A 16613-nucleotide genomic window follows, 5' to 3' on the forward strand; every position below is an offset into this window, starting at 1 on the left:
TTTTCGTCGATCGTCGGCGCAAAAAAGGGCGCGGCCGGCCCGTGCCGTCGCGCCCCTTCCGATCCGCTGGATCAGCCGTCCTTCCCCCCGGAGAGGACGGCCAGCGCGGATCAGTTCGCCTTGCTCATGTCCACCTTTTCCACCCATTCGGGGTAGAAGGTCGGCTCGCGGTTGGACCAGCCCGCCGCTGTCGCCGCCGCTTCGCTGATCGACTGGAGCAGCAACCGCCGCTTTTCGGGATGGAGATGCGGCAGGCTGGCCGCCGCGCAGAAGGCGCCCGGCAACCACGGCCGCGATCCCGCGCCCAGCAAACGTTCATACAGGAAGCGATAGGCCGAAAAACTGCCCAGCCGGTCCTGCCCCAGGTCGAAGGCGGAAATGGTCACCAGCGGCGCCATGAAGGGCTCCACCTGCTCCAGCCCGCTGTCGTCGGGCACCCGCCCCTTGATCTCGTCCAGCCGGCCGTAGATGCGCGCCTGCGCGCGGATGGAGGCTTCCTCCACCAGGTCGCGCGACCATAATTTCATCGCGTCGCGGCGGCGCAGCCCGATATCCAGTGATCGACGAATATAACGTTGCGTGGCAGATTCGAAGCTGGCGAATTCACGCAACTCCGCCAGGGTGATGGCCCCGTCCGCCGGTCTTGCACTTGTGCCCATGTCCTTGCCCTCCGACTTCAAGTCGTACGGCAGAACATGCGCCCTCTATGGTTACTGGAAGCTTAAGCGCCGGTTCCACCGTCATTCACAGGGGACCAGATTTCTTTTTGCGGCGCAACATGAAAATCGGGCCGATGCGACAGGATGATGACAGCGCAGCGCGGCGCGTCGGTCAACCTGTCTAGACCGATGTCGGCGACGTCATAGCCAGACATTCCTATGCCCCGGCCCGGGAGCCAAGCACTGCGCCGATCATGCTGCGCCAGACCGCCACGTCGCCGGCCTGCGCCATCTGCGCGTCGGGCTCCCGCAATGTGTTGAGAATGGCATAGGCATCCTCGACATGATCGCGCCATGCGGCATCCACGGCGCCCGAAGCGTGGGGGTCTTTACCCTCGCCGTTCAGGCTCAACTGTCGTCCGGCCAGCACTCGGGCAATGCGTTCGACAGCGGGGGTGCAGGACGTGGGCATGAACGGTCGCTCCTCTCTCACCAGGGTTGCGGCGGCCAATTCGCGCTTCCGCCCTGGTAAAATAGCATAAATCGACGCCGCCGCCATCAATCCCGTTCGCGATAGCCCGAAGAAGGAACCGGGTCGCCGTTATCGCCCGGTCGGGTGGTCGCCGGCGGGTCGGATGCGTCCATCGAATCCTTCAGGCCTTCCTCCAACTTCTCCTCGCGCGTCAGGGCATGGTCCTGCGTGTCGGTTTCCCGTTCGTCGCCGGCTTCCTCGCGGCTGTTGGGCCGGACGTCATTTTTGTCGTTCATCTTTGCTCTCCTTGCGCCGCAGGGGGCGTGCACATTTGTCCCGGATCAACGGCCGGTTCGGGGCGGCGGTTCCGCTGTTGATCGTTCGACAAACAAGCATGGCCTTTCGACCAGCTACCAGCGGACGGGGCGACAAGCGGCGCGCGAGCGCGTAAACAGGCCACATGACACTGTTCCCCGACGACGGCGAACGCGGCGTCTCGCCTGCGATCGCGCTCTATTCCATATTGGGTTTCTGGCTTTTCTACACGATCCTGGTCAGCCTGCGCGCCACCGTCATCGGGTTCGATTCGCAAATGGAGATGGCCGCGCGCCGCATGGTCGTGGCGGTGATCGGCATCATCATCACCTGGATTCTCTATCTCGTCCTGCGCCGCTTCGACACGCGGCCGCTGGCGCAGCGGGTGGTGGCGGCCTTCTCGCTCGCCTTGCCCTTCGCGCTGGCGATGGCGGCGGCCAATTATTACATGTTCAATGTCTATGATCCGACCATGTTCGCCGACGCCGAGATGCAGAAGAAAGCGGCGGAGGAAAATTACGCCCTGGTCAGCATCGTCGAGGACGCGATCAGCCGCTTCTTCTTCCTGTCCGCCTGGGCCGGCCTCTATCTCGCCCTTTCCTATGCCGGCGAAGCGCGCCGGGTGGAACGCCGCGCCGCCCGGCTGGAACAGGCCGCGCAACAGGCCGAATTGCGCTCCCTACGCTATCAGGTGAATCCGCATTTCCTGTTCAACACGCTCAATTCCCTCTCTTCCCTGGTCATGAAGGACCGGCGCGATGAAGCCGAGCAGATGATCATGTCGCTCAGCAACTTCTATCGCACCAGCCTGACCGGAGACCCGCTGGAGGAGGTGCCGCTGGAAGAGGAAGTGCATCTCCAGAAACTCTACCTGGATATCGAGGCGGTGCGCTTCCCCGACCGGCTCAAGACCGTCATCGACATTCCGCCGGCACTGATGGGCGCCTGCGTGCCGGGCCTCATCCTTCAGCCGGTGGTCGAAAACGCGATCAAATATGGCGTGTCGCGCACGTCGAAGCCGGTGGAAATCCGCATCACCGCGCGGGAGGATGGCGACCTCATGCATATCAACGTCACCGACGACGGTTCCAACCCGCCCGACAAGGCGGATGGCGGCAGCGGCATCGGCCTTGCCAACGTCCGCGACCGGCTGACCGCTCGCTTTGGCGATCAGGGGCGCATCGTCTATGGTCCGCGCGATGCCGGCGGCTTCGCCGTCCTGCTCACCCTACCCATCATTCGCCGGGGCTGCTGAAACCATCATGTCCATCCGCACGATGATCGTCGATGACGAGCCGCTCGCGATCGAGCGCCTCCAGATGCTGTGCGCGCGCGAGCCGCGCATCGCCCTGGTCGGCACCGCCGGCGATGGCGAGGCGGCGCTGCGCCTGATCGAAGGATTGAAGCCCGACCTGGTCATGCTGGACATCGCCATGCCGCTGCTCGACGGCATCGGCGTCGCGCGCGCGGTCGGGCGGCTGGGCATCCGCCCGGCGGTGATCTTCGTCACCGCGTTCGAGGGCTTCGCGGTCGAGGCGTTCGATCTGGCCGCAGTGGATTATATGCTCAAGCCCGTCGCGCATGACCGGCTGACCCGCGCGATCGACCGGGTGGAGGCGGCACTGCGCAACCGGCTGCCCGAAACGGCCGCGCCTGCAAGCGAGCCGCAAGCGGAGTGGGCGGAGGAATTCTGGGTGCCGCATCGGTCGGAACTGATCCGCATCGCCGCCGACCAGATCGACCGGATCGAGGCGGAGCGCGATTATATGCGCCTGCATGTGGGCGCCCACAGCTATCTGCTCCACCAGACGATCAGTTCGCTGGAGGAACGGCTGGACCCTCAGCAGTTCGTCCGGCTGCATCGATCGCACATTGTGCGCCGCGACCATATTGCGCGCCTGCGCCACGACGGCAGCGGGGTGTGGTTCGCCGCGCTGGCGGATGGCGGCGAAATCCGCATCGGCCGCACCTTCCTCGCCAATGCGCGGGCCATGACCGGGCGTTGATGCGTCCCCGCTTCAGGAGCAGTTGCGGCTAGTCCAGCGGTATTGCTGCAATCATCACATTGGCGAACATCACCAGCCCGGCGACGATCATCAGCGCCCCGCGCTTGCGATCGCCCTTGCTGATGATCGCATATAGGCCGCCGCCGGTGAGCAGGATGCCCGCGAGCATCAAGATGGAAAGGATCGCGCCGTTCATGCTTCGCGCCATAGGCGTCACGCTGGACTGTGGCAATTGGCGAGCCATCCTCCTATGAGGCGCGCAGACACGAATCACCCGCCGGTGAAGGGACGCAGCAACCCATGAAAATCGCTATCGCTTCGGATCATGCCGCCATCGACATGAAGGCGGACCTTGCCCAGTGGCTGCGCGACGAAGGCCATGAGGTCGACGATCTGGGTCCAGCGACCACTGATCGCGTCGATTATCCCGATTTTGGTTACAAGCTCGCGACAGCAGTCGCGTCCGGCGCGGCGGAGCGCGGCATCGCGCTATGCGGATCGGGCATCGGCATCTCTATCGCGGTCAACCGCAATCCCGCCTGTCGCTGCGCGCTGGTGGGCGAGCCGCTTTCGGCCGCCCTGGCGCGCGAACATAATGACGCCAATGTCCTGGCCATGGGCGCCCGCCTGACCGGCGCCGACATGGCCAGAGCGTGCGTCACCGCTTTCCTCTCCACGGAATTCGGCGGAGGCCGCCATACCGGCCGCGTCGATAAATTGTCCCAGCCCGCGCTCTGAAAGGATCTTCGATGAGCACTGACACCCTCGCCCCCGCCATTCGTCAGGCCGGCTTCTTCAACGAAGATCTCGCCAGCGCCGATCCCGAAATCTTCGATGCGATCGGCAAGGAACTCAAGCGCCAGCAGGACAAGATCGAACTGATCGCGTCCGAAAATATCGTGTCCAAGGCCGTGCTGGAGGCCGCCGGCTCGATCTTCACCAACAAATATGCCGAAGGCTATCCGGGCAAGCGCTATTATGGCGGCTGCGAATATGCCGACGTCGTCGAAACGCTGGCGATCGAGCGCGCCAAGCAGCTGTTCGGATCAAACTTCGCCAACGTCCAGCCCAATAGCGGCAGCCAGATGAACCAGGCCGTGTTCCTGGCGCTGCTCCAGCCGGGCGACACCTTCATGGGCCTCGACCTGTCGTCAGGCGGTCACCTGACCCACGGGTCGCCGGTGAACATGAGCGGCAAATGGTTCAACCCCGTCGCCTATGGCGTGCGCCAGGACGATCATCTGATCGACATGGACGAAGTCGCCCGCATCGCCCGCGAGTGCAAGCCCAAGCTCATCATCTGCGGCGGCACCGCCTATTCGCGCGTGTGGGATTTCCCGCGCTTCCGTGAGATTGCGGACGAAGTGGGCGCCTATCTGCTTGCCGACATGTCGCATTTTTCCGGCCTGGTCGCAGGCGGCGCGCACCCTTCGCCCGTGCCGCACGCCCATGTCACCACGACGACGACGCACAAGTCGCTGCGCGGTCCCCGCTCGGGCATCATCCTCTCCAATGACGAGGCGATCGCCAAGAAGCTCAATAGCGCGATCTTCCCCGGCCTTCAGGGCGGCCCGCTGATGCACATCATCGCGGCCAAAGCGGTGGCGTTCAAGGAAGCGCTGACGCCGGAATTCAAGGCCTATGCGCATCAGATCGTCGCCAATGCGAAGGCGCTGGCGGAAACGCTGGCCGAGGCCGGCCTGTCGATCGTGTCGGGCGGCACCGACAATCACCTGATGCTGGTCGATCTGCGCGCCAAGAACACCACCGGCAAGGCAGCGGAAAAGGCGCTCGATCGCGCTTACATCACCTGCAACAAGAATAATGTGCCGTTCGACACGGCCAGCCCCTTCGTCACCTCCGGCGTGCGGCTGGGCACCCCGGCCGGCACGACACGCGGCTTCCGCGAGGAAGAGTTTCGCCAGATCGGCCGCCTGATCGCGGAGGTCGTGGACGGCCTCAAGCGCAATGGCGACGAAGGCGATGGCCAGGTCGAGGCGCATGTGCGGGAAAAGGTGCTGGGCCTGACGGCGCGCTTCCCAATCTATTAAAGGCTGGCCGATCTATTAAAGGCTGGAGAGCCGTTCGTTTCGAGCTTGTCGAGAAACGGGTTCCGCGACATCGTTTCCCGACCCGGCTCGAAACGAACGGAGATTATATAAATGCGCTGCCCCTTCTGTTCCCATGAAGACAGCCAGGTGAAGGACAGCCGGCCGACGGAGGATGGCAACGCCATCCGCCGCCGCCGCCAGTGCGAAGCCTGCGGCGCGCGCTTCACCACCTTCGAACGCATCCAGTTGCGCGACATCTGGGTGGTGAAGAGCGAGGGACGGAAGGAAGCATTCGACCGCGACAAGCTGGCGAGGTCCATCGGCATCGCCAGCCGCAAGCGGCCGATCGATCCCAGCCGCCTCGAAAAGCTGGTATCAGGCATCCAGCGCCAACTCGAAACCAGCGGCGAGGGCGAAGTGCCCGCCCGCGCGATCGGCGAGATGGTGATGGAGGGGCTGAAACGCCTGGACAGCGTCGCCTATATCCGCTTCGCCAGCGTCTACAAGGATTTCACCGACGCCAAGGATTTCGAGGAATTCGCCGGGACGGTGAAGGCCGTCGGGCGGGATTGAGGGGATTTATTCCTCTTCTCAAACGTCGCCTTCACTCAGGGCGAATGGGGGAAGGGGCGGCAGAAAAGAATGGCATGATGAACACTCCTTCCCTACCCCCCGTCATCGTCCTCGTCCGCCCGCAACTGGGCGAGAATATCGGCAAGGCCGCGCGCGCGATGCTGAATTTCGGACTGACCGAAATGCGGCTGGTCTCGCCCCGCGACGGCTGGCCCAATCCCGATGCAGGCCCGTCGGCCGCCGGCGCGGATTTCATCCTGGATCAGGCGCAGGTCCATGAGACGCTGGCCGATGCCGTCGCCGACTGCGCCCATGTCTACGCCACCACGGTGCGCAAGCGCGGCGTCACCAAGCCGGTCGTCACGCCCGAAGCGGCCGCCCGCGAAATCCATGCTGCGCAAGGCCGCAGCGCCTTCGTCTTCGGGCCGGAACGATCCGGGCTGGAAACCGACGACGTCGCCCTCGCCCGCAAGATCCTGACCGTGCCGATCAACCCGGAATTCGGTTCGCTCAACCTGGCCCAGGCCGTTATCCTGTGCGCCTATGAATGGTCGAAACAGGCATCCCTGGAACAGCCGACCGTCACCGACATGCTCGAACCAGCGCCGCAGGTCGAGTTGGAGGGCATGATCGATCAGCTCGACACGATGCTGGAAAGCGCGGGCTATTTCTTCCCTGCCGATCGCGCGCAAGCAACCAAGCGAACATTGCGCAACCTGCTGACCAAACCGGGTTGGAACCATCTGGAGGTGCGCACCTTCCGCGGCGTGCTGTCCACCCTCGCCAAGCCGCGTTCACGTTGACACCGACCTGCAACTAAGCAACAATATCGCGGCAGGAATGACAGGAGAAGCTCGATGCGCATCGCAACCGCTACCATCCTCTCTTCACTTCTTTTTGCCAGTTCGGCTCACGCTGTAGCTCCGACGGCTACGGAAGACAACGATGAGACGACGACCGGCCAGTTCGTTTGTCGTTACATTGTGCATCCGCACAGTTCTCGCATGGCCGGCAGCAAAACGTGCGGAACGCCGGAACAATGGGATGCCTATGTTGCAAAACAGCGCGCCAAGGATAAGCTTCGACTGATCCTGAGGGCCACAAACGGAAATCGCTGAACGGCGATGGGGTGCTCGCCCCCTTTCGTATATCAGATACCGCCGGGGTAAACCGCCCAGCCGCCCCGTTCCAGCCCCGCGCCCAGCGCCGCCATACAGGCGTCGAGCCGGGCCTGCTCCGTTGAGCGCACAACGAAATTGGCGCCCGTCCGGCCGTCGCGGAAAAAAGGATAGCTGCCGATCTGGCATCCCTCATGCGCCCGCTCGATCGCGCCCAGCAAGTCGGCGATCTCGCTTTCCGCCACCCAGCAGCCAATCGTAGCCGATCGCAGCGGCAAGCCGCCTTCCAACGTTCCGGTCAGGCTTTCCAGCATCCCCGCAGTAATATGCGGCACGCCGGCCATGATGAAGATATTGCCGTGACGGATGCCGGGCGCACCCGACATGCGGTTTTCGATCAGAGTGGCGCCGGCCGGCACCCGCGCCATGCGCAGTCGCGCTTCGGTCAGGCCGCCGCGCGTTTCATAATAGCTCGACAGCACGGCCCGCGCTCCTTCGTGGATTTCCACGCCCACGCCCAGCGCCGCGGCAATCGCATCGACGGTGATGTCGTCATGAGTCGGCCCTATGCCGCCCGTGGTGAACAGATAATCGTTGCGCGCGCGCAGGGCGTTCACCGCCTCGACGATCGCCTGACTGTCGTCCGCCACCACCCGCACTTCGCGCAGGCGTATGCCCTGGACGTTCAACCAGGTCGCGATTTGCGCGACATTCCTGTCCTGCGTGCGGCCGGACAATATCTCGTCGCCGATCACAATCAGCGCTGCAGTCCAGATGCGGGTCGTATCGGCCATGGCGCGTCCATAGCCTGTGACGGGCGGGCTGCCTAGAGCCCCGCACACCGCCCCCCTCGCATTATGCCGGCCAAGCGACTATAATCGCGTCATGACCGACTATATGACGATGACGGCCGATGCGCCGATTTCCCGCTCGACCGCGATCAAGCTCCATGACGACTCCGGCTTTGCCGGGATGCGCAAGGCCGGCCGGCTCGCCGCCGAAATCCTCGACGCGCTGGCGCCTCATGTGGTGCCCGGCGTCACCACCGGCGAACTGGACGACATTGTCCGCCGCATGACGCTGGACGGCGGCGGCGTGCCGGCGACCCTGGGCTATCGCGGCTATACCCACAGCTGCTGCATCAGCCTGAACAACGTTATCTGCCATGGCATCCCCGGCGACTATCGGCTCAAGGATGGCGACATCCTCAATATCGACGTCACGCCGCAGGTCGATGGCTGGCATGGCGACACCAGCCGCATGTTCATCGCCGGCGAAGCCTCGATCAAGGCACGGCGGCTGGTGGAGGTCACCTATGAATGCCTGATGCTGGGCATCGAGCAGGCCAGGCCCGGCAATCATCTGGGCGACATCGGCCATGCCATCCAGCGCCATGCCGAAAAGCATCGTTATGGCGTCGTCCGCGATTTTTGCGGCCATGGCGTGGGCCGCGTCTTTCACGACAGCCCAGAAGTCGTCCATATCGGTCGCCCCGGCAGCGGCCCGGAGCTGAAGCCCGGCATGTTCTTCACGATCGAACCGATGATCAACATCGGCAAGCCGGACGTGAAGATGCTGGACGACGGCTGGACCGCGGTGACGCGCGATCGGACCCTGTCCGCCCAGTTCGAACATAGTATCGGCATCACCGAAACGGGTTGCGAAATCTTCACCAAAAGTCCGGCCGGGCGCGACTGCCCGCCCTATGGCGCCTGATCCATGCCCTGCCCAATAATTGGGCATGGCGACATGAAATTGCCCGGAATCCGGGCAATATGGACAAAGATTGCTGCATCGCCGAAAGCAGTCCTAGCGATTCGCCATTTGGCACGGTAATTGATTGCCAAGAGCGACGGATGCGTGCCTTGCGGGAGCATGGGGATCGTCGCTTGAGGAGAGGCATGGGGGCGGCGCCCGCATGTCGGCGTGCGTCATGGGTTGGGACTATTAAGCGATGAAGAAGATCGAAGCGATCATAAAGCCGTTCAAGCTGGACGAGGTGAAGGAAGCGCTGCACGAAGTGGGCGTGTCCGGCATCACCGTAACCGAGGCGAAGGGCTTTGGCCGGCAGAAGGGCCATACCGAACTGTATCGCGGTGCGGAATATGTGGTCGATTTCCTGCCCAAGGTGAAGCTGGAGGTCGTCGTCGACGACTCGCTCGCCGACCGGGTGGTCGAAGCGATCTGCGCCGCCGCGCAGACCGGGCGCATCGGCGATGGCAAGATCTTCATTTCGAATGTCGAGGGCGCAGTGCGCATCCGCACCGGCGAACGTGACAGCGACGCCATCTGATTTTATCGGCCGGTCCCGCGGGGGGCCGGAAGACAGGCATCAACGGACCCCTTGGGGGGGTTTTCTGAAAGAAGGGCAATTGCACATGGCCAATACGCCAAAAGACATCCTGAAGATGATCGAGGACCAGGAGATCGAGTGGGTCGATCTGCGCTTCACCGATCCCAAGGGCAAATGGCAGCACCTGACCATGTGCGCGAACGTGATGGGCGAGGATGAACTGACCGACGGCCTGATGTTCGACGGTTCGTCGATCGAAGGCTGGAAGGCGATCAACGAATCCGACATGATCCTGAAGCCCGACCTGGACGCCGTCTATGTCGATCCGTTCAGCGCCACCCCGATGATGATCCTGTTCTGCGACATTGTCGAGCCCGACACCGGCGAGCTTTACGCCCGCGATCCCCGTTCGACCGCGAAGCGCGCCGAAGCCTTCGTCAAGTCGGCCGGTTTCGGCGACACCGTCTATGTCGGGCCGGAAGCCGAATTCTTCATGTTCGACGATGTCCGCTTCAATTCGGACTATAGCGAATCCTTTTACAAGATCGATGACATCGAACTGCCGACCAACACCGGCAAGGAATATGAAGGCGGCAATCTGGGCCACCGTCCGCGCGCCAAGGGCGGTTATTTCCCCGTCGCGCCGGTTGACCCCTGCACCGACATTCGCGCCGAAATGGTGTCGACCATGCTCGAAATGGGCCTGCCCTGCGACAAGCATCACCATGAAGTCGCCGCCGCGCAGCACGAACTGGGCCTGACCTTCGGCACGCTCGTCACCACCGCCGACCGTATGCAGATCTACAAATATGTAGTCCACATGGTCGCCCAGGCCTATGGCAAGACCGCGACTTTCATGCCCAAGCCGATCGCGGAAGATAATGGCAGCGGCATGCATACCCACATGTCGATCTGGGACAGCGGCAAGCCGCTGTTCGCGGGCGACGGCTATGCTGGCCTGTCCGACATGTGCCTCTATTTCATCGGCGGCGTCATCAAGCACGCCAAGGCGCTCAACGCCTTCACCAACCCGACCACCAACAGCTACAAGCGCCTGGTGCCCGGCTTCGAAGCGCCCGTGCTGCTGGCCTATTCGGCCCGCAACCGGTCGGCCTCCTGCCGTATTCCCTATGGCGCGGGCGCCAAGGCGAAGCGCGTCGAGTTCCGCTTCCCCGATGCAATGGCCAACCCCTATCTGTGCTACGCCGCGCTGCTGATGGCCGGCCTCGACGGCATCGAGAACAAGATCCATCCGGGCGCCGCTATGGACAAGAATCTCTACGACCTGCCGCCCGAGGAACTGAGCCAGGTGCCGACCGTCTGCGCTTCGCTGCGTGAAGCGCTGACCAGCCTGGAGGCCGATTACGAGTTTTTGCTGAAGGGCGATGTCTTCACCAAGGATCAGATCGATGCCTATATCGAGCTGAAGTGGCCGGAAGTGTATCGCTGGGAAATGGCGCCTTCGCCGGTCGAATTCGACATGTATTACAGCGCCTGACCCCTTTCCCGGGACGCTGTAAAAAAAGGCCCGGCCGCGCAAGCGGTCGGGCCTTTCGCTTTTGCAGGCGATTGCGGGATGAAAGGCGACACCCCACATTGGCGACATGACCCCGCTGGATATGCTTGGCCTCTCCATCCCCCTCATCCAGGCGCCGATGGCCGGTGTCTCCACGCCTGCCATGGCCGCTGCGGTCAGCAACGCCGGTGCGCTCGGCTCGATCGCCGTTGGTGCGATCGATGCGCCCGCCGCGCGGGATATGATCGCCGCAGTGCGCGCCCGAACGGATCGCCCCTTCAACGTCAATCTCTTCGCCCACGCTCCGGCCACGCCCCGTCCGGCGCTGGAGGCGCGATGGCTTGCCACCCTTGAACCGCTTTTCGGCCAGTTCAGCGCAGCGCCGCCCACGTCGCTTCGGGAAATCTATCGCAGCTTCGCGGCGGATGACGCCATGCTCGCCATGCTGGCCGAAACCCGGCCAGCCGTGGTCAGCCTTCATTTCGGCCTTCCCGAAGCCTGGCGGATCGCAACGCTGAAGGCAGCCGGTTGCATCCTGTTCGCCAGCGTCACCAGCCTCGCCGAGGCGCACGCCGCCAACGCGGCCGGTGTCGATATGCTCGTCGCGCAGGGATTTGAGGCCGGCGGCCACCGCGGCATGTTCGATCCGACTGCGCCCGACGATCGGCTCGGCACCTTTGCGCTGACGCGGCTGCTGGTGGAACGCTCGGATCTGCCCGTCATCGCGGCGGGCGGCATCATGGACGGCCGTGGCGTGCGCGCCGCACTCGATTTGGGCGCGATCGCGGCGCAACTGGGCACCGCCTTCATCGGCTGTCCGGAAAGTAGCGCTGATGCCGACTATCGCGCTGCCCTGTTCAGCCCGGCGGCGGCACATACCGTCATGACGCGCGTGATTTCCGGCCGTCCGGCCCGCTGCCTGCCCAACCGCTTCGTCCAATGGGGCGTCGAAACGACGCAGACACCGCCCGACTATCCCATTGCCTATGATGCCGGAAAGGCGCTCAACCAGCTTGCCCGGTCGCATGGCGAAGGCGGCTATGGCGCGCAATGGGCGGGTCAGGGCGCGCCATTCGCCCGTGCGCTGCCTGCTGCCGAACTGGTGGCCAGAATCGAATCGGAGATGGCTGTCCTATAGCGCTCCCACGCAGTCCTCAGCCCGGTATCACCGCCCCGAACAACAGGGTCGGCTCTCCGGCGGGCGACAAGACGATCTGGCCGCCTGCTTCCATCACCAGTTGTCGCACCATCCAGGCCGCCGCCGTGCGCGACGCCAGCCCCTCGACCGGCAGCGTGCCCGCCAGCGCGGCGCGCAGGTCCGGGTCCAGCACCAGCTTTGGCCCTTCGGCCCGCACCACGATCTCGGTGACGCCCGGCCGCGTTTCCGCGCCGATATCGAGCTGACCACCGCGCACCAGCGCGTCGCCGGCGATCAGCGCCAGGTTGAGCAGGATTTTGGCCGCGAGCTTGCCGAGCATCTGTTCGTCGACCATCCAGCCGACCTTGACCCTGCCCGATCCCGCGAACATTCCCTCGATCGCGACCTTGGCCTCGTGCGGCGGCACCGCTTCGCCAAAGCCGCCCGCCGATCCGAAGGCCAGGCGGAAAAATTTCAGCTTGTTGGCCGATGTCCGCGCGCTGTCCGACAGCAGGTCCAGGCAGCGCTCCCGCATCGCCGGGTCCGTCTCGTCCGCCATCAGTTCCAGCCCGTTGTTGAGCGCGCCGACCGGGCTTAGCAGGTCATGGCACAGGCGCGAACAAAGCAGGCTGGCAAATTCGATGCTGTCGGTCGGGTTGGTCATGCGGATGCGGGTCGCCAATGTGAAAAGGGGAGTGACCCGGCTAATGCGCCGCCCGGTGCCGCGATGCAAGCCCGGCTCGCCGCCTTTCGCTCACCTTATGTCGAGCATTGCCTCTACAAAGCGCACCACGCCGCCGTCCTTCGCCCCCGCGATCCAGAGGCGCGCCTCTCCATCCGCGACGATCAGCCAGAAGCCGCCATCGGGGGCCGCGCAGGCGGCGTCTGTCGCCGATGGCATGGCGACGCCGGAAGGGTGCGAATGATAATGGCCGATCACGGCCGGTCCGCCTGCCCTCGCCGCCCGATGCGCCGCGATCAGCACCGCGGGGTCCAGTTCGAAATGGCGGGCGGGATCGGAGGCGATGTTGGCGGCGGGCAGGATCGCGTCGATCCGCCCCGGCGCGCCCAGCAGCAAACCGCAGACCTCATCACGGTCGGCCACGCACAAGGCCATGATTTGTTCCAGGGTGACCCTTGATATTGCGACCTTCATGCCTACATCCCTAGTCCATGGTTCCGGGGGTTTCCATCATCGAAGCAGCGATTGGCGAAGCGCAGCATGGGCTGCGACTCGACCGCGCGCTTGCGGACCTCCTGCCCGACATTTCGCGCGAGCGGCTCAAGACGCTGATCGGCGATGGCCAGGTGCAGGCCCGGCACAGCGGCAAGCTAAACGCGTCGATGAAGGTCGTCGCCGGCCAGCTTTTTACGGTCACCCTCCCCCCGCCGACGCCGCTCGATACGGTGGCGCAGGATATTCCGCTGGTTATCGTGCATGAAGATGCCGACCTGATCGTCATCGACAAGCCCGCCGGCCTGGTCGTCCATCCCGCCGCCGGCAATCTCGACGGCACCCTCGTCAACGCGCTGCTCCATCATTGTGCGGGGCGACTGTCGGGTATTGGCGGCGTGGCGCGGCCGGGCATCGTTCATCGCATCGACAAGGATACTTCCGGGCTTCTGGTCGTTGCAAAGACCGACAAGGCCCATGAGGGGCTGGCGCGTCAGTTCAAGGATCACAGCATCGACCGTGCCTATGCGGCGATCACTTATGGCGCGCCGATGCCGGGCGCGGGCACGGTGGATACATGGATCGGCCGATCCGACGCTGATCGAAAGAAGATGGCTGTTCATCGGGAAGGGCGCGGCAAACATGCCGTCACTCATTATCGCACGGTAGAGCGGCTGAACGGCGCAGCATTGATGGAATGTCGGCTGGAAACCGGTCGGACGCATCAGGTTCGCGTCCATATGGCGCATCTGGGACACCCCTTGATCGGGGACCAGGTTTACGGTAGAGAAAGAAAAGGTTTCAAATCAATACTGGAAACGCTGGGTTTCAAAAGGCAGGCATTGCACGCGAAAACGCTAGGGTTCATACATCCGGCAACGGAAAAGCCCCTCCAGTTTCAAAGTGCGCTGCCCGCCGATATGCAGGAACTGTTAAGCGAGCTTCACGTATAGGTTTTGACAAGTTTTGCGACGGCGCCTGAGACGCCTCTTCTGGGTCCCGCCGCGCAATGAAAGGGAAAGGTGACGACATGGCCAAGAGCAATGTCCCCGCGGTTCCGGCGCTGGGCGGTGAAGCCAGCCTCAACCGCTATCTGTCGGAAATTCGCAAATTTCCGCTGCTCACTCCTGAGCAGGAATATATGCTGGCGAAGCGCTACGAGGAACATCAGGACCCCGAAGCCGCGGCGCAGCTTGTTACCTCGCATCTGCGACTGGTGGCCAAGATCGCCATGGGCTATCGCGGCTACGGCCTGCCGGTCAGCGAGCTGATCAGCGAAGGCAATATCGGCCTGATGCAGGGCGTGAAGAAGTTCGAGGCCGATCGCGGCTTCCGCCTGGCGACATACGCCATGTGGTGGATTCGCGCCTCGATCCAGGAATTCATCCTGCGGTCCTGGTCCCTGGTCAAAATGGGCACCACCGCCGCGCAGAAAAAGCTGTTCTTCAACCTGCGTCGGATGAAGAATAATATCGAAGCGTTCGAGGATGGCGACCTGCGACCCGAGGACGTGACCAAGATCGCGACCGATCTGGGCGTCAGCGAAGATGATGTGATCTCGATGAACCGCCGCATGGCCATGGGCGGCGACACGTCGCTCAACGTGCCGATGCGCGAAGATGGCGATGGCCAGTGGCAGGATTGGTTGCAGGATAATGATCCGCTCCAGGACGAACGCGTCGCCGACGAGCAGGAAAAGGTCATGCGCCACGACATGCTGGTCGAAGCGATGGACGACCTGAACGATCGCGAGAAGCATATTCTCGCCGAACGTCGTCTGGCGGAAGAACCCAAGACGCTGGAGGAGCTTTCCCAGGTCTATGGCGTGAGCCGCGAGCGCGTTCGCCAGATCGAGGTCCGCGCCTTCGAAAAGCTGCAAAAGGCGATGATGCGCATCGCCGGCGGCAAGCTGGACAAGATGGCGCGCCTCGCCACCGCCTGATTACGCAATCTTGCTCCCAAGCAGGAAGCCCCGGAGCGATCCGGGGCTTTTTTTTTGACGGTCGGGCCTCTCCCTGCGCGTGACAATCTCTGCTACAGGGCCTCATCCCAGAAAAAAGGTCGCATCTCTTCCCTTTGTCACAAGGAACAGATGTCGTGCACAAATCCCGAACCCTGCGTTTCGCTCGCGGCGCTTCGTTTACGTCCTGCCTCGCAATTCTCGCCGTTCCCGGCGCCAGCCAACAGTCCGGGGGGCCGGTCGCGCGCTACACGATCGACGCCGGCACCATGTCCGGCATGGCCGCCATGGGCGCGGGCGGCGGCGACAGCATGGGCGCCATGATGGGCATGATGATGGGCGGTCGCCCCAATCAGCCGCTGCATGAACTGGTGCTGCGGCTCGGCTCGGCTCAGGCGCCGGCGGATGGCGCGCCCCAGGCCAGCCATTTCCTGCCTGCGGGTGCCGGGTTGGGCGCCTCCGTCCCGCTCGTCACCCCCCGCAACGCGCCGGCCGAGTATCAGGAAGATCAGGCCGGCATCCCCGGCGAACGCCCCAAGGGTCGTCTCTTCATCTATTGGGGCTGCGGGGCGAAGGCCGCGCCGGGCCAGCCAGTGGTGATCGATTTCGCCAAGCTCGCCCGTGGCCAGTTCCCGCCCGGCCTCTTCATGAATGCCGCGTCGGTGCCGCAAGCGTGGCAGGTCCGCTATGCGAACAGCAAGACCTATGGCGAATGGCCCAACGCCCAGACGCGCAAGCCCGTGCCCTCCAGTTCTTCGCTGATCGGGGAGCATCGCATTGCCGGCAATTACAGCCCTGAGATCAAGTTCGCACTGAAGCAGGACTATATGCCCGCGATCAATCCGCGTTCCGCCCCGGCGACGGGCGGCGCGACGGACATCAGTTGGAACGCGCTGCCCCAGGCAACGGGCTATTATGCCTGGGCCTTTGGCGGCAAGGAGAATGGCGACATAGTGTGGTGGACCTCGTCGGCCAGCCAGGCCTTTGGCGGCCCGGTGTGGGACTGGGTGTCCCCCGCCTCCGCCCAGGCGCTGATCGGCAAGAAGATCGTCCTGCCGCCCAGCCAGACCAGTTGCACCGTGCCGGCGGAAGTTGGAAAGGCTGCGGGTGCGATGCTGATGGGCAGCCTCTACGCCTATGGACCGGAAGCCAATTTCGCCTATCCGCCGCGCCCCACCGACGCGAAGGTCGCATGGCAACCCGAATGGACCGCCCGCGTCCGTTTTCGCTCGCACGCCATGTGGATGCTGAACGGTCCGAACATGGAAGATATGATGCGGCAGATGCAGGGCATGGACGACGAATAGGCCTGATCCGGGGTGGCGCTCCTTCCCGCCT

20 protein-coding genes and 1 pseudogene are annotated in these 16613 nt (G+C 63.8%); 14 read left to right on the top strand and 7 right to left on the bottom strand.

Annotated features, from left to right (window positions below; translation table 11 throughout):
- Window positions 1-110 precede the first annotated feature (110 nt).
- From C100_RS32580 to C100_RS32585, 3 genes are all read right to left on the bottom strand, one after another.
- The gene (locus C100_RS32580) at window positions 111-659 is read right to left on the bottom strand and encodes a hypothetical protein (protein ID WP_031309043.1); all 549 of its coding nucleotides are present in this window, start codon (window positions 657-659) and stop codon (window positions 111-113) included.
- A gap of 217 nt (window positions 660-876) precedes the next feature.
- Window positions 877-1131 (bottom strand): hypothetical protein, encoded by a 255-nt coding sequence (locus C100_RS0124380; protein ID WP_031309045.1) that lies wholly within the window; start codon window positions 1129-1131, stop codon window positions 877-879.
- Between the two features lie 86 nt (window positions 1132-1217).
- Window positions 1218-1427: a hypothetical protein gene (locus C100_RS32585; RefSeq protein WP_024019217.1), complete on the bottom strand. Its 210-nt coding sequence runs from the start codon at window positions 1425-1427 to the stop codon at window positions 1218-1220.
- Between the two features lie 164 nt (window positions 1428-1591).
- Here C100_RS32585 and C100_RS32590 point away from each other — a divergent pair, with 164 nt between their 5' ends.
- A complete protein-coding gene (locus C100_RS32590) occupies window positions 1592-2701 on the top strand; it encodes a sensor histidine kinase (RefSeq protein ID WP_024019218.1) in 1110 nt (369 codons plus the stop codon).
- A gap of 7 nt (window positions 2702-2708) precedes the next feature.
- Complete coding sequence (locus tag C100_RS32595; protein ID WP_024019219.1) at window positions 2709-3452, top strand: LytR/AlgR family response regulator transcription factor; 744 nt, start codon at window positions 2709-2711, stop codon at window positions 3450-3452.
- Window positions 3453-3480: 28 nt separating this feature from the next.
- Here the strand turns inward: C100_RS32595 and C100_RS48845 are convergent, their stop codons facing one another.
- Window positions 3481-3648, bottom strand: coding sequence for a hypothetical protein (locus C100_RS48845; RefSeq protein WP_024019220.1), 168 nt, complete (start codon window positions 3646-3648; stop codon window positions 3481-3483).
- A gap of 104 nt (window positions 3649-3752) precedes the next feature.
- Here C100_RS48845 and rpiB point away from each other — a divergent pair, with 104 nt between their 5' ends.
- From rpiB to C100_RS48245, 5 genes and pseudogenes are all read left to right on the top strand, one after another.
- A complete protein-coding gene (gene rpiB, locus C100_RS32605; RefSeq protein WP_024019221.1) occupies window positions 3753-4190 on the top strand; it encodes a ribose 5-phosphate isomerase B in 438 nt (145 codons plus the stop codon).
- Between the two features lie 11 nt (window positions 4191-4201).
- Window positions 4202-5503: a serine hydroxymethyltransferase gene (gene glyA / locus C100_RS32610; RefSeq protein WP_024019222.1), complete on the top strand. Its 1302-nt coding sequence runs from the start codon at window positions 4202-4204 to the stop codon at window positions 5501-5503.
- 111 nt (window positions 5504-5614) lie between these two features.
- The gene (gene nrdR / locus C100_RS32615; protein WP_024019223.1) at window positions 5615-6076 is read left to right on the top strand and encodes a transcriptional regulator NrdR; all 462 of its coding nucleotides are present in this window, start codon (window positions 5615-5617) and stop codon (window positions 6074-6076) included.
- Window positions 6077-6165: 89 nt separating this feature from the next.
- Window positions 6166-6879: pseudogene (locus C100_RS32620) on the top strand (RNA methyltransferase); the annotation flags it as partial.
- A 54-nt stretch (window positions 6880-6933) separates the two neighbouring features.
- On the top strand, window positions 6934-7194 hold the full coding sequence (locus C100_RS48245) for a hypothetical protein (RefSeq protein ID WP_152536429.1): 261 nt from the start codon (window positions 6934-6936) through the stop codon (window positions 7192-7194).
- Between the two features lie 32 nt (window positions 7195-7226).
- Here the strand turns inward: C100_RS48245 and C100_RS32625 are convergent, their stop codons facing one another.
- Window positions 7227-7988: a competence/damage-inducible protein A gene (locus C100_RS32625; protein WP_024019225.1), complete on the bottom strand. Its 762-nt coding sequence runs from the start codon at window positions 7986-7988 to the stop codon at window positions 7227-7229.
- 91 nt (window positions 7989-8079) lie between these two features.
- On the opposite strand from C100_RS32625, the gene map reads away from it, so the two are divergent.
- The 4 genes from map (at window position 8080) to C100_RS32645 (ending at window position 12141) form a co-directional block, all read left to right on the top strand.
- Window positions 8080-8910, top strand: a complete 831-nt coding sequence (map, locus tag C100_RS32630; protein WP_024019226.1) for a type I methionyl aminopeptidase — start codon at window positions 8080-8082, stop codon at window positions 8908-8910.
- A 238-nt stretch (window positions 8911-9148) separates the two neighbouring features.
- Window positions 9149-9487 (top strand): P-II family nitrogen regulator, encoded by a 339-nt coding sequence (locus C100_RS32635; protein WP_006953025.1) that lies wholly within the window; start codon window positions 9149-9151, stop codon window positions 9485-9487.
- 85 nt (window positions 9488-9572) lie between these two features.
- On the top strand, window positions 9573-10985 hold the full coding sequence (gene glnA, locus C100_RS32640; protein ID WP_024019227.1) for a type I glutamate--ammonia ligase: 1413 nt from the start codon (window positions 9573-9575) through the stop codon (window positions 10983-10985).
- A 106-nt stretch (window positions 10986-11091) separates the two neighbouring features.
- Window positions 11092-12141, top strand: a complete 1050-nt coding sequence (locus C100_RS32645; RefSeq protein ID WP_024019228.1) for an NAD(P)H-dependent flavin oxidoreductase — start codon at window positions 11092-11094, stop codon at window positions 12139-12141.
- Window positions 12142-12157: 16 nt separating this feature from the next.
- Here C100_RS32645 and C100_RS32650 read toward each other — a convergent pair whose 3' ends face one another.
- Both C100_RS32650 and C100_RS32655 read right to left on the bottom strand, forming a co-directional pair.
- On the bottom strand, window positions 12158-12805 hold the full coding sequence (locus C100_RS32650; protein ID WP_031309050.1) for a histidine phosphotransferase family protein: 648 nt from the start codon (window positions 12803-12805) through the stop codon (window positions 12158-12160).
- A gap of 90 nt (window positions 12806-12895) precedes the next feature.
- Complete coding sequence (locus C100_RS32655) at window positions 12896-13297, bottom strand: M67 family metallopeptidase (protein ID WP_024019230.1); 402 nt, start codon at window positions 13295-13297, stop codon at window positions 12896-12898.
- A 17-nt stretch (window positions 13298-13314) separates the two neighbouring features.
- Between C100_RS32655 and C100_RS32660 the strand changes: the two genes are divergently transcribed.
- From C100_RS32660 to C100_RS32670, 3 genes are all read left to right on the top strand, one after another.
- Window positions 13315-14268 (top strand): RluA family pseudouridine synthase, encoded by a 954-nt coding sequence (locus tag C100_RS32660; protein WP_024019231.1) that lies wholly within the window; start codon window positions 13315-13317, stop codon window positions 14266-14268.
- A 77-nt stretch (window positions 14269-14345) separates the two neighbouring features.
- Window positions 14346-15257 carry an RNA polymerase sigma factor RpoH gene (gene rpoH, locus C100_RS32665; protein ID WP_031309051.1) on the top strand — a complete coding sequence of 304 codons (912 nt, stop codon included), beginning with the start codon at window positions 14346-14348 and terminating at the stop codon, window positions 15255-15257.
- Window positions 15258-15412: 155 nt separating this feature from the next.
- Window positions 15413-16582, top strand: coding sequence for a hypothetical protein (locus tag C100_RS32670; RefSeq protein WP_024019233.1), 1170 nt, complete (start codon window positions 15413-15415; stop codon window positions 16580-16582).
- The last annotated feature ends 31 nt before the right edge of the window (window positions 16583-16613 follow it).

This window comes from Sphingobium sp. C100 (assembly GCF_000508185.1).
Lineage (GTDB): Bacteria > Pseudomonadota > Alphaproteobacteria > Sphingomonadales > Sphingomonadaceae > Sphingobium.

Excerpts from the sequence above, each read along its gene's own strand:
- C100_RS32580 (WP_031309043.1), bottom strand. The coding sequence starts at position 659 with ATGGGCACAAGTGCAAGACCGGCGGACGGGGCCATCACCCTGGCGGAG.
- map (WP_024019226.1), top strand. The coding sequence starts at position 8,080 with ATGACCGACTATATGACGATGACGGCCGATGCGCCGATTTCCCGCTCG.
- C100_RS32590 (WP_024019218.1), top strand. The coding sequence starts at position 1,592 with ATGACACTGTTCCCCGACGACGGCGAACGCGGCGTCTCGCCTGCGATC.
- C100_RS32595 (WP_024019219.1), top strand. The coding sequence starts at position 2,709 with ATGTCCATCCGCACGATGATCGTCGATGACGAGCCGCTCGCGATCGAG.
- C100_RS32635 (WP_006953025.1), top strand. The coding sequence starts at position 9,149 with ATGAAGAAGATCGAAGCGATCATAAAGCCGTTCAAGCTGGACGAGGTG.
- nrdR (WP_024019223.1), top strand. The coding sequence starts at position 5,615 with ATGCGCTGCCCCTTCTGTTCCCATGAAGACAGCCAGGTGAAGGACAGC.
- rpiB (WP_024019221.1), top strand. The coding sequence starts at position 3,753 with ATGAAAATCGCTATCGCTTCGGATCATGCCGCCATCGACATGAAGGCG.
- C100_RS0124380 (WP_031309045.1), bottom strand. The coding sequence starts at position 1,131 with ATGCCCACGTCCTGCACCCCCGCTGTCGAACGCATTGCCCGAGTGCTG.
- C100_RS48245 (WP_152536429.1), top strand. The coding sequence starts at position 6,934 with ATGCGCATCGCAACCGCTACCATCCTCTCTTCACTTCTTTTTGCCAGT.
- C100_RS32655 (WP_024019230.1), bottom strand. The coding sequence starts at position 13,297 with ATGAAGGTCGCAATATCAAGGGTCACCCTGGAACAAATCATGGCCTTG.
- C100_RS32585 (WP_024019217.1), bottom strand. The coding sequence starts at position 1,427 with ATGAACGACAAAAATGACGTCCGGCCCAACAGCCGCGAGGAAGCCGGC.
- glyA (WP_024019222.1), top strand. The coding sequence starts at position 4,202 with ATGAGCACTGACACCCTCGCCCCCGCCATTCGTCAGGCCGGCTTCTTC.
- C100_RS32650 (WP_031309050.1), bottom strand. The coding sequence starts at position 12,805 with ATGACCAACCCGACCGACAGCATCGAATTTGCCAGCCTGCTTTGTTCG.
- glnA (WP_024019227.1), top strand. The coding sequence starts at position 9,573 with ATGGCCAATACGCCAAAAGACATCCTGAAGATGATCGAGGACCAGGAG.
- C100_RS48845 (WP_024019220.1), bottom strand. The coding sequence starts at position 3,648 with ATGAACGGCGCGATCCTTTCCATCTTGATGCTCGCGGGCATCCTGCTC.
- C100_RS32645 (WP_024019228.1), top strand. The coding sequence starts at position 11,092 with ATGACCCCGCTGGATATGCTTGGCCTCTCCATCCCCCTCATCCAGGCG.
- rpoH (WP_031309051.1), top strand. The coding sequence starts at position 14,346 with ATGGCCAAGAGCAATGTCCCCGCGGTTCCGGCGCTGGGCGGTGAAGCC.
- C100_RS32625 (WP_024019225.1), bottom strand. The coding sequence starts at position 7,988 with ATGGCCGATACGACCCGCATCTGGACTGCAGCGCTGATTGTGATCGGC.
- C100_RS32660 (WP_024019231.1), top strand. The coding sequence starts at position 13,315 with ATGGTTCCGGGGGTTTCCATCATCGAAGCAGCGATTGGCGAAGCGCAG.